We start from the raw sequence: 16,000 nt of genomic DNA on the forward strand, positions 1-16,000 counted from the left end.
CCTCAATTTCTTGCAATCCTCGCTACGGACGCTTAAGTCCGACAGGCTGCTAGAAGGCGATGACCAAGGAAGTTCTTTTCCAAAAGGTCGCAATGGACAACCGGGCAGGCAATATCTTTTCAACCCATATCAGTACAACCTTTGGTTTTTGACAGCACAACATGCTTATTTTCTTGAATTACCACTTCCCTGATCTACCTTTCCTCACTTCAAAATTAGTAACGTATGGATCGAATAATGAAACAATCGCTTTATGCGGCAATGCTGTTGCTGCTTTTGCCTCTGTCTGCTATCTGTCAGGCAGAATCTCTAACAAGACGTTTTGTTATCGAGCATAAACAGACCACTCAGAGCTTTTCTGTTATGCGCAGCCTGAATTCATTGTCGGACAATCCGAGGTACCTTGCCGACACCAACGGCTATTCGGTTTTTTTGCCGCCCGGTGACAAACAACACAAGCCTGGCGGTTACGGGATAACAATGACCTTTATTGAGTCCATTTCATGGCAATTGCTTTACGCCACCAACGTGCTGGTTGCATACGAACTGATCCTGACCACCAGAGACACTGCTCTGAGGGGCAAACCTTATTCATGGATACCTGAAGAAGCGTTTGTCGCTGTCGGCTGGCTTTTAAAAAGTTACTGGAGCCCCTATTCACTGCTCTTTAACCCCGGGGATCAACTGGAGGTCAGTCAGGATGAGCCGTTTGTGATCACGACTATGACGCTCCCCGGACAAAACCAACAACAAAGTGACCACCAAAACCCGCCATCAGAATCATCCGGCCAGCAAACCTCAGGGACAACTAACCATGTCGGTGGGTCTGTCACCCGCCCCTTGTCGTCTGGCTCTGGCAGCGGTAATGATGGTCCTGAACAAGTCCAGCACACACTGGGTTTGGATTGTTACGTCGATTCCTGTTACGGCGTTTGTAAACTCCGACAAGCATCCAACGGCGGTGAATCAGCTGAAGGGACGCTGACTTTCGCAGAAAGTCCGACAGAACACACTCATCATGAGACGAGAGAAACACAACCCTCTCAGCCACACGCCCATGAGGATGCCACAGAAGAAGCGAGTAAAACCGAGACTTCATCGTGTTGGCTTCGCAAAAGATCGAATGAAGATGCCACAGAAGAAGCAAGCAAAGATGAGACAGGGCAAAAGGCGAAAAAGCCCAAGTTAGAGGAAGTAGATGAGCATTCTGAGTCACTTGTTAACGCCGTGCCTGGCACCGAAATAGATGAATCAAACGAAACAGCGGGTAATACTGTCTCTGAAATCATAGAGCACATGAACTCGTTAATCACTATTCTCATTGAAAACGATGTGCATTATAAAACGGAACCCCCTACCCCGGATATTCAGGCATTCAGGAATGCTATCGAACTACTTGAATATCTTGACCCTTCCGATATTTCACAAGGTTCTGAAATGACTGACTCGAATTGTGACTGTTCACACTGTAGTGGCTACAGCGATACTTGGTACATCGTCTATTACAGGGATAATGTGTTATTCACGGTGACACAAACTGAAAGTGAAACCAGATTTGCAGAACGCTGGACATCTGGGGAATCAGCAAAGATTAAAACTGAAGACTTATTTAATGAACTCTATTACGCTCCTGGTGCACCCGGTTACCAATCTACAAAAAATGAATATGAGGCATTCAAGAGATAATAGAATAGTCAGGGAAGGTACACTGGCTAATCCAGCAAGAGAATTTCCAGACCACTGAGCCGGTAAGTTCTTAATTGCTGCTGTCCTGAAAGGATAACGGTCGGTACAAAAAAACTTTCAGGTGCCTGGGCAGCTGCTGCAGGCAATGAGAATTGGTGGACAGGGCCGGCGCCAGGTTAATCCGGTTCTGTATCAGCCGCGAGCGGATAGAGGCACGGGCCCAACACTGTAACGACGCCGGTTGATAAAGTTTCGGCGTATAATTCTTCAGGATGTTAACAGCTTTGATATGCCCGAACTTTTCAGCCTCATGAAGCAGGCTAAAATCGGGCTTATTGTGATCATTACCGCTATTTGGGCAAACCCGAAACTGCTCATATGGATCAAAGTGGTTGTCCAGCAAAAGGGTGATGATTTCTGCTTTTTTTGGGTAATGAAAATAACCTAGCATATTTTGCAGAGCTCGATGAACAACTTTCACGCCCATAAAATCACGAGCATTTGGCTTGGCACCATTGGCCAGCATGAGCTTAGTCGCCTCTAGACGCGGAAAAAGTGCGCCTACCGCCACAGACAAAGGAAATATCATGCCTCCGGGATCATTCGGCTCCACGCCGTTGGCCAGAAGGATGGCTGTCATTTGCGGACCACTGCGAATCGCCCCGCACAACAGCAGCGCACGGGCAGAATAGCTGTAATGATACAGACTGGCACCGCTATGCAACAGCAGCTCAACGATTTGAACATGTCCATCCCATACCGCAAACCATAGCGGACAGCGACCTGTGCGGTCCGGGGCATTGGGGTCAGCACCATGAGCCAACAGAAATTCGACAGTATTACTCTGACCTGCCCATACCGCATAATGCAGTAGTGAACCCTTGTGGCCCCGAGCATTTGCATCAAACCCTTGATTAAGCAAGGTGCACACCATTTCTGGATTTATGGATGAAACAGACACGCTAACATAGCCGATTGCCTGGATGATATCAGTGCGTTCAGTGCAGAATTGAGCTGGAAAAACACCATTATTCAGCGGCCCTTCAGCGGACTCTTTGCTATCGGTTGATGATCGGAGTTTACAAACGCCATGACAGGAATCGACGTAACAATCCAAACCCAAAGTATGCTGGTGTTGTTCGGAGCCTTCGTTACCGCCACCAGAACCAGAAGACAGAGGGCTGGTAGAATAACCGTTAAGTTGGGTGGAGGTAGCTCCTGAGGCTTGCTGACTGGATGATGATGGCTGCTGGTTTTGTTGGCCGTATTGTTGGTCATTTCCGGGGAGCATCATAGAGGTGATCGCAAACGGCTCATCCTGACTGACCACCAGTTGTTCTATCGGGTTAAACAGCAGTGAATCGGGTTTCCAATAGCTTTTCAAAAGTAAACCAATAAGGACAAACACTTCTAAAGGTAGCCATGAAATCGGCTTGACGCCCAGAGCGGCGTCATGGATGGTAAAGACACGTTCGTAAGCAAGCACCAGATTCGTAGCGTAAAGCCATTGCACTGAAATGAACTTGGTAAGGGCCGCCTTTAACTCATAACCGCTAAGTCTATGTCGTTTATCAGAAGACAGAAAATTTGACCCTGGATAGCCATCTTTGTCAGCGATGTCTGAAGGGATATGCGGCAGTGTATTGGGATCACTCTTTATAGAAAAGCCCTGGTTTGAAAAGCCTGCATCCTGTTGAGAATCGACAACAAAACGCATTGTCAACACTTCGGCTTGGCAGAAGACAGATATTATCGCTAGCAGTGTCACAAAGAATGAGTTTCTCATTATTCCATCTCTACGCTCTAATTTATAAAGAAAAAAATAGATCGGGAAAGTGACAAATCAAAAAAACGGTTTTTTTGTCAAAAACCAAAGGTTGCATCAGATAAAAATGCATCGGGAAGAAGATGCCAGAATACGCAGAACTATTAAAACCGAAGACTTATTTAATGAACTCTATTATGCTCCTGATGCTCCCGACTACCAGTCTGCAAAAAGTGAATATGAGGGACATATTTTGCCATATCAGTGCAACCTTTTGTTATAGACAGCAAGACACGCATATTTTCTTGATTTGCTATTTCCCTGATCTACCTTTCCCGACTACGAATCTGGTAATGCATGGATCGAATAATGAAACAATCGTTCTTTGCGGCGCGGCTGTTGCTGCTTCTGTCTATATCTGTCATCTGTCAGGCAGAATCGTTGACAAGGCGTTTTGTTATGGAGCATCAACAGACCTATCAGAGCTTTTTTGTTAAGCACGACCTGAATACATTGTTGGACAATCCGAAGTACCTTACCGACACAAACGATTATGCAGGTTTTTTGCCGCCTGATGACACACCACTCAGACTTGGCGGTTACGGGTTAACAACGACCTTTACTGAGTCTATTTCATGGCAGTTGCTTCGCGTCACCAATCTGCTGATTGCTTACGAACTGATCCTGACTACCCATGGTGCCGCTCTTGGCGGCAAACCTTATTCATGGGTACCTGAAGAGGCGTTTGTCGCTGTCGGCTGGTTTTTAGAACACTATTGGAATCCCGATTCACTGCTGTTTAACCCAAGAGATCAACTGGAGGTAAGTCAGGATGACCCGTTTACGATCACCACAACGACGCTTCCTGAACAAAACCAACAACACTGCAACCTAAAACAAAGTGACCAACAAAACCCGCCATCACAATCATCCGGTCAGCAAGCCTCTGGGGTAACCACTCATGCTACAGGCTCTGTCAACAGTCTCCTGTCGTCTGGCTCTGGTGGCGGTAACGAAGGCCCCGAACAAGACCAACATACTCTGGGTTTAGCGTGTTACGCCGATTCCTGTCACGGCGTTTGTGAACTCCGAAAAGCACCCAATAGAAGTGAGTTCGCTGAAGGGGCACTGATTTCCGCAGAAAAATCGTTAGGCCGCGCTCATTATGCAATGACAGAAATACAACCCCTTCCATCACAGGCCCATCAGGCTGACGCAAAAGTAGCGTACAAAACCAGAGTCTTTGTGTCACGAATCATAAAGCAAATGAATTGGTTAATGACTATTCTCATTGAAAATGATGTGCATTCCAAAGCAGAATCTCCTTCTCCGGATATCCAGGTATTCAGGAATGCCATCGAGTTACTTGAACATCTTGAACCTTCCGATATTTCAAAAATTTCACAACCGTTTAGTGTCCGTCCAGAGTGTGATGGCAGTGTTACCGGTTATCATCGCATCTACTATAGAGGCAAGATGATATTCACAATAATTGGCACTGCAAAAAAAACAAGCTACGAATCTTCACTGACATGTGGTTTTTTGGGAAGTATTAAAACCGAAGACTTGTTTAATGAACTCTATTATGCTCCTGGTGCTCCCGGTTACCAATTGGCAAAGAGTGAATTTGAGGAACAAAGGAAAAAATAGAGTGTTTTAGGGCGTACCAAGAGACTGTTGATAAATGCAGCCCTTCTCTGACTCGTTCCCAAACTGAGACCCGCAGTGCCTAAAAGCTTGGGAACCAGGATTATGCAACACCCTCTTTAAAGCAAGAATTATCTCCTCTTATACTCTGGCTGCTCCGGGAAATCCTCTTCAGGCAGCAAAAGATTATCGCCATTGGTAAGGCCATAGTTTTTAACTTCCACAAAAGACCCGTTCGAGTCCATGAATGAAAGAGTGGCTTTAACAATGCTATTATGAACTTGCATGTCATTGGGCAGCAGATCCGGATCGATTATAGCCAAAGGCATAGGAACAAAACTGGACATATGAGTGCCATAACCATAACGGGAAGCGCCACGGATGGTGGTAACGCTCTTTTCACCATTTTCACCACCAACCAGCAGATCCAAACCTAATGTTCTGATCAGAGGATCTGTACCACCCAGAGGCATTTCATCCGCTTGGTTTACAATCACAAAGTCACCCGGATTGTATTCATTACCCTCTGTCGCCAGAGCAATAGCAAGACCCGCTATATTCAAATCGTTTGAACCGTCTCCGACCGCTTCACTCAACAGAATGGGCTCATCGGGATATTGAGCCAGCACCCTGGCATAACTGATCGGATCGGAAGGATCAATAATGGCCTGATAAGCAATCTCGGCAGGGCTTTCGTAGGCTACCCAGATTTGCTCTTCAAATTCAGCAAAGTCAGCTGGTGATGAGTTACCCATGGCAGCACTGGCTGCCAGCACGTCATCGGCCAATTGACGTATTTCCTCATCAGTAATCTGATCGGTCCGGGTCAGATCGACACCTTCCAAGCCATCGCGATACTCATCGGTTTTATCGAGAGCCGCCACTTTTTCATCTTTAGAAAGCTCTGTTACAGGATTATATAAACCCAGTTTTTCAGCCATAAATAAACGGAAAGCAGCAGAGTGCAGAACGTCTTCTTGCAATTCGGGAAATAGAACAGGAGACTGCATCAGAACGGTGGCTACACCAGCACCGGGTACATTCACCGTTGTTGTCTTCAGATCCAGTTGCTCTTTATAAGCGGGTATATTCTCCTGAGCATCTCTGATCATTCCAGAGATAATAGTGCTGTGAATTCCTCCCAGCGAACTCCCTAACATATGTACATTCCCGGTATCAAGAAGCGTATTACCCTGATCGTCTCCCACACCATTGGCAATAGCCATGCGAATGCCGACATAATCCAGAGCCACCTGCCACATAAAGCCACGGGTGGTTAACAGATTTTCAGGACTGGCATAATCAGTCCGACGAACCGAAGCATCCAGATCAGCGACACCGTCGCCATCAATATCTACTACTCTGTCACCGTGCAGAGGATGGTCGATGGCAACCACAGCATAACCGGATCCAACCAGTTGTTCAGCAAACAGCTCAGCCTCATCTTTTGAACTACCGAAGCCGTGGCTATGCATAACCACTTTAAATCCGTCAGCGGGAACTGCACCAGAAGGCAGATAGATTCTGGCATTTATGGCATTTTGATCCGGCTCTTTAAACACTCGGATATCAGAAGCATTGCTGGCATTGATAGGCGTACCGTCGTTTGTTTGGAAATAACTGAAAGCGCCTGAGCAGAATACCTGTGGTGCCACCCTGTACTCATTGAAGTTCTCAGGATGACTGTCATGGCTGCCACCTTCCTGCATACTGTCAACATATTCATTGTAATCGCAGTTCTGCCCCATCTCAGGTGTGTCCAGATAGGCCGGCAAGTTGATGGTCGCAGAGAAAACCCGGTATTCAGGCGTTTCTGTCGAATCTGGTTCTGGAATGGACACGCCTTCCTTCTTCAGCAGATCAGAAAACCCTGCAACAAGCGTATTTTTCTGATCTGATGGAACAGCCTCTGGTACTAAATTTGTGATCTTGGTGTCTGATGAGTACTCATTAAGGTAGTTTTCAACAACAGGTCGAATCACACTAACATTAGTGCCCGTAGTAAAATCAGCCGCATATATAATACTGTTGTCAGAAATACCAGCCCCTGCCAACCGATCAATCACATCCTGCAAATGCAGCCCCATTTCATCATTACTGCTTAAGAGCTGCTTATAGGCAGATGAAGCCTGCAAAGATTGACCATGAACATCCTTAACTCCCGTTGTCAGAGTGACAAAATAGCGGGTATCTTCATCAAAAGGCTTCAGAGGCTCAATATTAATAGTGCCCGCTTTTGCCAGAATCGCTCGAAAATCTTCATTCCAAATAAGACTTTCAAGCGTGCCGTCAGCGTTTTCACGGAACATTTTAATGCTTCCCTGAAACGTAGCCGGATCAATGCCGGGTGAGCCCCCGGATTCTTCCGGAGCCTTGACAAATTCCAGAACCATTGGAACCGATGTACCCCACTGCTGAGTGCCATAGTAGTTCCAAAAGGTATTAGGGCTATCACCCGGAGTATCAGCCCAATCTGTCTCTCCGGGTACTTTCAGTGTGCCATCTTCATCGAGCCCAACAATATCGTTGGGGTAAGGAATAACACCATTGGCTGGATCAAACTTCAACGTCTGGGGTTGCAGGGTAACTTCATCAACATCGTCGTTTAGAACATCATCACAACCTGCCAGCAACATAGCAGGTAGAGTCAATGCAATCGCTTTGGCTAAACGTGTGTACTGCATCATTTTTCCTTGTAATTATTTTTCATCACTCTCGGTGAAGGGTATTTAAATAAGCTTATTAACAAGAAATTTTGATCTCAATTCGCCCAAAACTATTCGCACTTTTATCTGTGCAGTAAGCAAACCAGCAGGCGCTACAACAAGATCAATTGACAGCAGAAAGGATATTGAATTAAAACAATCGACTTAACCCGAAAGACCATGAAAACACCAATTCATTGATGCAGGTCACCTTATTAAAGGGCTTCGGTTTTCTTTTGTTACTCAATATTTCATTCTATTAACAAAACAACCCCACTAAATAAGAAGCTAAATATCCTGCATTGATGCTATTAAATCAAAAACATGAATCTGATGAATGATAAAAACGTGATTCAATTCGTTTCCACGCTCCAGAGGCTACCGCAGAAGTGCCCCCCTTCACCGATGCAGCGTTAACAAGTGGCCTGGCTTTACCTGCTGCTTTTGCAACAACCTCTTTGCCTGGGAATGTATACACAACGAAAAATGATCTGTGCAACTTGAGAAAACGTCTGGATTTCAACACTGAAGCATGTGAACGCAGATATTTACGACACCCTATTTCGTGAGGTGATCTATCCTTCCTCTCTGTAGACCAGATAGCAAGGACAGAATGATTAGACACTCACTCTTTGTAGCACCGCTGTTGCTGTTCCTGTTATTGTCAGTCATCTGCCAGGCTAAGCCGTTGACAAGACGTTTTGTTGTCGAACTTGAACAGCATGCAGGTTTTACAAACCAGAACTTTTCTACAAAACGTGATCGACACACATGGCCGGGTACCTCATCATCAGACATTGTCGACTCAAACAGCGCTGCAGAAACAGATTCGCCATTTGATGACAAACCACAAAAACCCGAAGGTTATGGGGGAAAAACGAACCTTATTGAATCGATCTCGCGGCAATTGCGTTACGCTACTCATAGGCTGGTTGGCTACGCACTTATCCCCATCATCAAAGAGACTCCCCGGAGCTTCCCTTATTCATGGCTACCTCTGAAAGTGGTTATATCGGTCGGTTGGTTTTTAAAAAGCTATTGGAACCCAGATTCACCTCTGTTAAACCCGATTGAACAGCAAGAGCCCAGTCATGATCACTCGCTTGCGACCATTACCATAATGTTTGGCTCCGGACATGATCAACATCAATACCAGCCATCAGAATCACCGGAGGAGCAAGCCCCGGCAGCTACAAGCTGCCCACAGGCCTCGTTTACTGACCCTCAAAATACTGACTATGGAGGTGGTAACCCGGGCCCTCATCAACACTCACATACTTTGGGTTTTAATTGTTTCTTCCATCCCTGTCGTGGCGTTTGTCTATTCCGACCATTATCCGGTTGCAAAGAGCTCGCTGAATGGACGCTGAATTCAGAAAAAATGTCGACAGCCGGAAATGGCTCATCCTCTGATTTGGCGGATGGATACCACCTTGGTAACACGGATCATTTTGATCTTCTAAGCATGACACCTTCCCAAAACAACTCAAGTTTCAAAGTATTGAGTAATCACCCTGACACTCAGATCTCATTTGATGCTTATCAACTGTTTGAGCCACAGATGCGTGGTATTGACGTCAACCCAGCTAATAGCTTTAACCCCATAAACAGGGTCGGCTTTGATGGGATCGACTTGGATGGGATCGACTTGGATGGGATCGAATTGGATGGGATCGACTTTGACTGGGCCAGCATAGACTCACTGAGCACCGGAGCCGCCTATACAAATGCCACTAAAGAACCAGTCAATGATCATCTGGCGATACCAGAGACTGGCTACCTTGCTCCCGAAGGAGCTAAATATTGGCAACAGGCTCTATCGGAACCTAATAATAAGCACTACAGCAGACAATTAATCTGTGACGTGATCGTGACCCGGGACGGTCAACCGCGACCATGCGGGATAATCTGCAAGAATGCAACCTCTCTGTCGGCTCACAAAAGCAGAGCCCACACCGGGCAACAAACCTGTAACCTGACTGTCATCAGGGAGGATGGTCAGCCGCAGCCTTGCGGGGTGGTTTGCAAGAATGCTGCTTCTCTGTCGGTTCACAAAAGCAAAGTTCACACCGGGCAAAAAATCTGTGATGTAACTGTGGTTGGGAAAGATGGCCAGCTAAGGCCCTGCAAGACGGTCTGCAAGCATGCTCAAGACCTCTCGAATCACAAAAATAGATACCACTCCGGGCAACAACAAACCTGTGACGCGATCGTGACCGGGAAGGATGGTCAGCTTCAGCCATGCGGTAAGGTCTGCAAGCATTCTCGCTCCCTGTTGGCTCACATAAGAAGAAACCACAACAGGCAAAAAACCTGTGACGAAACCATAGTCGGGGAGGATGGCCAGCCGCAGCCATGCGGAACAGTCTGTAAAAGTGCTCTAGCCCTGTCGGAACACAAAAAAAGAAATCACTCCGGGCAACAAACCTGTGATGCAATTGTTGTCGGGGTGGACGGGCTGCTGCGGCCATGTGGAAAAATCTGCAAGAGTTTCAGAGTCTTGTCAAATCACAAAATCGGAGAACACAGCGGGCAAAAGTCCTGTGAAGTAGCAGTGGTCGGAGAGGATGGTCAGCTGCGGCCATGCGGTAAAATCTGCAAGAATTCTAAAGTCCTGTCTGATCACAAAATCGGATATCACAGCGGGCAAAAATCCTGTGAATTAGCAATGGTTGGAGAGGATGGTCAGTTGCGGGCATGTGGGAAGGTCTGCAAGAATGCTCGCGCCCTGTTGGATCACAAAAGAATACACCACACCGGGCAACAAAGCTGTAAGGTTAGCGTGATTGGGGATGACGGCCTATTGCGGCCATGCGGAGAGATCTGTAAGAATGCTAAATACCTGTCGTATCACAAAAGAAAAGAGCACACCGGGCAACAAATCTGCTACATACGTGTGGTTGGGAAGGACGGCCAAATGCAGCCATGCGGAAGGGTCAGTAAAAATGCTCAAGCCCTGTCTCAGCACAAAAGAAGACATCGAAAACGTAAGCAGATTGGTGTAACTCCAGGTGATGAATGCAGTAATCCAGCAGGTAAAGTTCATAAGTAAGACTTGATCTGACACTGCCCTTTCCCCGGACTCAGTGGCTTTTCAGGAGCAGTCCCGGGGCTGGAAAAGAGACTGTTTACCTAAACTAAAATTGCACTTGTTTGAGGGTTTCGAGACAGCCTCTTTGTGCAGACATCTGTTTACTCCGAAAAACGGGCTCTAAAATTTGAAACAAGGCACGGGTTCCCACACTGGAGAGGGTGGGAACCAAGGCTATACAACCGCCGAAGCAGGAGGCAGATTATGAAGTGATTTCCGCGAGCAATATCTCGCTCACTTAATTAAGATTACGCCCTTTGTTGGCAGCAATTCTCAGCCTCAATGCATTCAGCTTAATAAAGCCTTCAGCATCTGCCTGATCATAAGCACCGGCATCATCTTCAAACGTGGCAATATTCTCATCAAACAGGGAGTCATCAGACTGACGACCAACAACCACTACATTACCCTTATAGAGCTTCAGTCGTACGACACCGTTCACGCACTCCTGACTTTCATCAATCATCTTCTGAAGCATCTCACGCTCGGGAGACCACCAGTAACCGTTGTAAATCAGTTTCGCATACTTAGGCATAAGCTCGTCTTTAAGATGCGCCACTTCACGATCAAGCGTGATGGATTCGATCGCTCTGTGTGCCTTCAGCATGATGGTACCACCGGGAGTCTCATAGCAACCACGAGACTTCATACCGACATAACGATTCTCGACAATGTCCAGACGTCCCACGCCATTTTCTCCACCGACTTTGTTGAGGTAAGTCAACACAGTTGCAGGTGTCATTTCCTGTCCATCAATGGCAATGATGTCGCCTTTCTTATAGGTCAGTTCCAGATACAGTGGCTGGTCCGGGGCCTTTTCCGGAGATACGCTCCAACGCCACATATCTTCTTCGGCTTCAGCCCAGGGATTTTCCAGAATGCCACCTTCGTAGGAGATGTGCAGCAAGTTGGCATCCATAGAATAAGGAGACTTACCTTTCTTCTTCTCAACCTGGATACCGTGCTCTTCACAATAGGCCAGCAGTTTTTCACGGGAATTCAGATCCCACTCACGCCAGGGAGCAATAACCTGCACACCGGGCTTGAGGGCATAGGCACCCAGTTCAAAACGCACCTGGTCATTGCCCTTGCCGGTAGCTCCGTGGGAGATGGCATCGGCCCCCGTCTCATTGGCAATTTCTATCAGTCGCTTGGAAATCAGAGGGCGGGCAATAGAAGTGCCCAGCAGGTATTCTCCTTCGTAGAGGGTATTGGCCCGGAACATCGGAAACACAAAATCCCGTACAAACTCTTCACGCAGATCTTCGATATAGATCTCTTTGATGCCCAAAGCTTCTGCCTTGGCTCTGGCAGGCTCAACTTCTTCGCCCTGACCCAGATCGGCAGTAAATGTTACAACATCGCACTGATAAGTATCTTCCAGCCATTTAGCAATGACTGAGGTATCCAGCCCACCCGAATAGGCCAGTACTACTTTTTTGATCTCTTTCACCGAGCACTCCCAATTCCCGATACGGTAAAACCTGATTTGTGAGAGAGTATTGATGATCCAGCATTGAAAATCAATATTTATTCATTAAACCAGAATATAAATTCATCACTTCATTGTTTGATGGCTACCTCACAGCTCCACAAGCCCGATGTGGAAACCACCCAACCGACTTCGGATAGCGACAAAGCGGACACCATTATTCTCGAATACTCCCTTATTTTCCAGACCAGAAATCTCACAGGCAGTCTACCTGATCAGATAGAGACCAAATAATGTGCAAACAATTGGAAAAGCACTACTCTTGAAGTCCTGAAAACCGGTTGAAAGGCACTATGCGATGGGTAAATATCACTACCAAGCCAGCATAATTTTAGATACGATGCCACCTCAGTGAAGAGAGTCTTCCTGACTCTCCAATCTACAACACATTATTAACGTGTTTTTTGATCATCCTTTGCTGTATTTAGCGGACTCGTGAGAAAAACACGTTTACACTGTTGCTATTCAGCAGTCACTCTTTCCTTCTCTGGAACAGGTACTCTTCAGAAGATGACGCAAATGCCCATAGCGAAAGAAAAGATCTCCCTGACACGCCCTGATGACTGGCATATCCACCTGAGAGACAACGCAGCCCTGGCCGAAACGGTGCGTTCTGCAGCCAGGAATTTTACCCGCGCTATTATTATGCCCAACCTGCGTCCACCGGTGCTGAATGCCGATGACGCTGCCGCTTACAAGGCCCGAATCCTTGAGCATGTACCTGCGGGCGTTCATTTTGAACCACTGATGACGCTGTACCTGACAGATAACACCACACCCGAAATAGTTCGCGAAGCCAAGGCCAGAGGCGATGTCAAAGCTCTGAAACTCTATCCAGCCGGGGCAACCACCAACTCTGACTCCGGTGTCACCGACATCAGCAACATTGAAGAAAGTCTGATCGCTATGACGGAGGTGGGCCTGCCACTGCTGGTACACGCTGAAGTTACTGACAAAGATATTGATATCTTCGATCGTGAAAAAGTTTTCATTGATCGCTACCTGCGAGACATTACTCTTCGGCACCCTGACCTGAAAGTGGTTATGGAACACATTACCACCGCTGATGCTGTCGAATTTGTCAAAAGCAGCCACAGCAATGTAGCCGCAACAATTACTGCACACCACCTGCTGTACAATCGCAACGATATGCTGGCAGGAGGGATTCGCCCTCATTACTACTGCCTGCCGATCCTGAAGCGTAATATCCACCAGCAGGCTCTGCTCGAAGCCGCAACCAGTGGCAACCCGAAATTTTTCCTCGGCACCGACTCTGCACCTCATACCGTAGATGCCAAAGAGACCGCCTGTGGCTGTGCAGGTTGCTATACCGCACCGGCAGCCCTGGAATTGTATGCTGAAGCCTTTGAGAGCATGAATGCACTGGATAAACTGGAAGGATTTGCCAGCCACTTTGGTCCGGATTTTTACGCTCTGCCCAGAAACCAGACTTCAGTAAGCCTGATTAAGGAAGAATGGCAATTGCCAGAGTCCATCCCTCTGGGAGACAATCAGGTGATTCCTCTGCGTGCAGGCGAAACCCTGAGCTGGCGCTTGCAAGACCTGAACTGACACTGAAGACCGGAAAGTCTGCCTTCAGATGGCTGACTTTCCATTGACTCTGAAAGAATTAAGGAGATTCCGTGGTCGATGACAGCCATCTGATGGCCAACCGCTTTCGTGGTTTTTTACCCGTTGTGGTGGATGTGGAAACCGGAGGTTTCAATTCCGTCACCGATGCCCTGCTGGAAATTGCGGCAGTAGTCATTGAAATGGACGAAAGCGGCTATGTGCACCCCGGTAAGCCTCAGTCTTTCCATATTAAACCCTTTGAAGGTGCCAATATTGAACAGTCGGCGATAGAGTTTATCGGTATTGATCCCTTCCACCCGCTTCGTATTGCCACTGAAGAAGAACAAGCACTGAACAGTATCTTCAAAACAGTACGCAAGGAAGTTAAGAAGCAGGGTTGCAACCGGGCAGTACTGGTGGGTCACAATGCGTCATTTGACCTTGGTTTTCTGATGGCCGCAGCAGAGCGGTGTGATATCAAACGTAATCCTTTTCATCCCTTCTCCTGCTTTGATACCGCTACCCTGTCAGGATTGGCTTATGGGCAAACAGTGCTGGCCAGAGCCTGCGAAGCCGCAGAGATTCATTTCGATAAGGGCGAAGCCCACTCCGCTCGTTATGATACAGAGAAAACCGCCGAGCTGTTCTGCTCTATCGTCAATCGCTGGAAGGATCTGGGCGGCTGGTTGTAAAGAGGCTTGTAGTACCATTGTTGTCTTTGCCTGGTTTGATGGCCCTGATGCCTCCTGGCAACTGGGCACTTTTTTTGTGACTGGGCCGGGTATTACCAGAGCACTGTGATTGGTGGGTGGGTGTGAAGATAAATGGGTTCCGGAATTTTTGAGAGAGTTGCTTGTGGCAACCACTCGAACAAATCACCAAGGCTGAGTAAATTTCATGGTTTGAAATTGATCACAACCATTGGTGGCGAAATTCCGGATATCTCTTTTATTCTTCCTGCCCGGAGCGCTTCATACCCAGTAACTCAATATTCATTTTCATCCACAGCAGAGTAGCAGCCAGATTAGTGTTGTTATTGCAGATTCCATCATTACCAGACAACAAGCCCCGAGTGTCATCAACTACCTTGTCCACCTCTTGTTGTTGTTCTTCAGGGAATGTCTCAAGCAATTGCTTCAGACGCAGCTGCCCTTGGGTCAGATGTGCAAACCTCTGAGGAAACTGACGTAATTGATAAATTTTAAACAAATCTGGTTCCAGCCCCAATACACTCCAGGTATCGAGCGACACAGAGATAAGGGTGTTCACGTCACGTGCATCAAGTGCAGGTTTATCTACTGTGTCCGTAAAATACTTAATCTCCCCATTGACTCGCAATCGACCGAGTTGCTCAGCGTCCAAGTCATACGTTATGTTCAAAAAAAACTTGAACATATTGCCATTAGTAAGAGGTTCTTTGTCCGCATAATAACCGTTACCCGCCAACATGGGGAATTCCAACAATGTTTTCAGGTCGTGTAACATGAATGACTCACTGCCTAAGCCGCTACCTTGACGTTCAGACAGGAAGTAAAACCGGGAATCAGTAAAGCCATGATATTTTAACGCCAGTGTTAAAGCCAAACTGACAAAATGTGCCAAATACGAATAAACCCGACCATCATAGTGACGCTTAAAAACACTTAAACTATCAACGACAAAAATACGATAACGCCCATTATCATTTTTTCGGATAGAAAAGACGCTAAAATGACCGGTTTGATCCTGAAAAATAAAATTTTTAGATTCATCTGTTGCCATTAACGGCAGATGGGTTATGAATAACCCAATCAGCTGCTGAAGACACTGAGGGTGGCCCAGATGAGTTTGCATATACTTTAACTTTGAAGGGCTGACAGCATTCACAATGTTGTCTAATAACAACTGTTTGGGCAACCCTTCAGGTAATCCAAGCTCCGGAAGTGCATATTTGGCAAATATTCTGATTAGATTTTCTGGCAGGCTCTCAAGCTTTGGATATTCAAGCAAAACGTGTGACATTTCACCTTTTTCCAGCTTGCCGGGAAAATGATGCTTAAGCA

Annotated in this window: 11 protein-coding genes; 7 read left to right on the forward strand and 4 right to left on the reverse strand. The window is 46.8% G+C overall.

From position 1 onward, the window contains the following. Positions 1-193: hypothetical protein (locus tag KDK17_RS01445; protein ID WP_257287182.1), on the forward strand; the 193-nt coding region annotated here is incomplete at its 5' end. 44 nt (positions 194-237) lie between these two features. Then, positions 238-1,686, forward strand: coding sequence for a hypothetical protein (locus KDK17_RS01450; RefSeq protein ID WP_257287183.1), 1,449 nt, complete (start codon positions 238-240; stop codon positions 1,684-1,686). 70 nt (positions 1,687-1,756) lie between these two features. Here the strand turns inward: KDK17_RS01450 and KDK17_RS01455 are convergent, their stop codons facing one another. Then, complete coding sequence (locus tag KDK17_RS01455) at positions 1,757-3,472, reverse strand: ankyrin repeat domain-containing protein (RefSeq protein WP_257287184.1); 1,716 nt, start codon at positions 3,470-3,472, stop codon at positions 1,757-1,759. Between the two features lie 348 nt (positions 3,473-3,820). Here KDK17_RS01455 and KDK17_RS01460 point away from each other — a divergent pair, with 348 nt between their 5' ends. After that, a complete protein-coding gene (locus KDK17_RS01460; protein ID WP_257279920.1) occupies positions 3,821-5,101 on the forward strand; it encodes a hypothetical protein in 1,281 nt (426 codons plus the stop codon). Between the two features lie 128 nt (positions 5,102-5,229). On the opposite strand, the gene KDK17_RS01465 is transcribed toward KDK17_RS01460, so the two are convergent. After that, the gene (locus tag KDK17_RS01465; protein ID WP_257279921.1) at positions 5,230-7,785 is read right to left on the reverse strand and encodes a hypothetical protein; all 2,556 of its coding nucleotides are present in this window, start codon (positions 7,783-7,785) and stop codon (positions 5,230-5,232) included. A 631-nt stretch (positions 7,786-8,416) separates the two neighbouring features. On the opposite strand from KDK17_RS01465, the gene KDK17_RS01470 reads away from it, so the two are divergent. After that, positions 8,417-10,855 (forward strand): hypothetical protein, encoded by a 2,439-nt coding sequence (locus tag KDK17_RS01470; RefSeq protein ID WP_257287185.1) that lies wholly within the window; start codon positions 8,417-8,419, stop codon positions 10,853-10,855. Between the two features lie 277 nt (positions 10,856-11,132). On the opposite strand, the gene KDK17_RS01475 is transcribed toward KDK17_RS01470, so the two are convergent. After that, positions 11,133-12,347, reverse strand: a complete 1,215-nt coding sequence (locus KDK17_RS01475; protein WP_257276428.1) for an argininosuccinate synthase — start codon at positions 12,345-12,347, stop codon at positions 11,133-11,135. Between the two features lie 63 nt (positions 12,348-12,410). On the opposite strand from KDK17_RS01475, the gene KDK17_RS01480 reads away from it, so the two are divergent. The 3 genes from KDK17_RS01480 (at position 12,411) to rnt (ending at position 14,650) form a co-directional block, all read left to right on the forward strand. Further along, positions 12,411-12,620 (forward strand): hypothetical protein, encoded by a 210-nt coding sequence (locus KDK17_RS01480; protein WP_257276427.1) that lies wholly within the window; start codon positions 12,411-12,413, stop codon positions 12,618-12,620. A gap of 285 nt (positions 12,621-12,905) precedes the next feature. Next, positions 12,906-13,958, forward strand: coding sequence for a dihydroorotase (gene pyrC / locus KDK17_RS01485; RefSeq protein WP_257276426.1), 1,053 nt, complete (start codon positions 12,906-12,908; stop codon positions 13,956-13,958). Between the two features lie 92 nt (positions 13,959-14,050). After that, positions 14,051-14,650 (forward strand): ribonuclease T, encoded by a 600-nt coding sequence (rnt, locus tag KDK17_RS01490; RefSeq protein ID WP_257276430.1) that lies wholly within the window; start codon positions 14,051-14,053, stop codon positions 14,648-14,650. A 256-nt stretch (positions 14,651-14,906) separates the two neighbouring features. Here rnt and KDK17_RS01495 read toward each other — a convergent pair. Then, positions 14,907-16,000: hypothetical protein (locus KDK17_RS01495; RefSeq protein WP_257287186.1), on the reverse strand; the 1,094-nt coding region annotated here is incomplete at its 5' end.

Origin of the sequence: Endozoicomonas sp. SESOKO2, from assembly GCF_024606245.1 — a bacterium.
Classification (GTDB): Bacteria; Pseudomonadota; Gammaproteobacteria; order Pseudomonadales; family Endozoicomonadaceae; genus Endozoicomonas_A.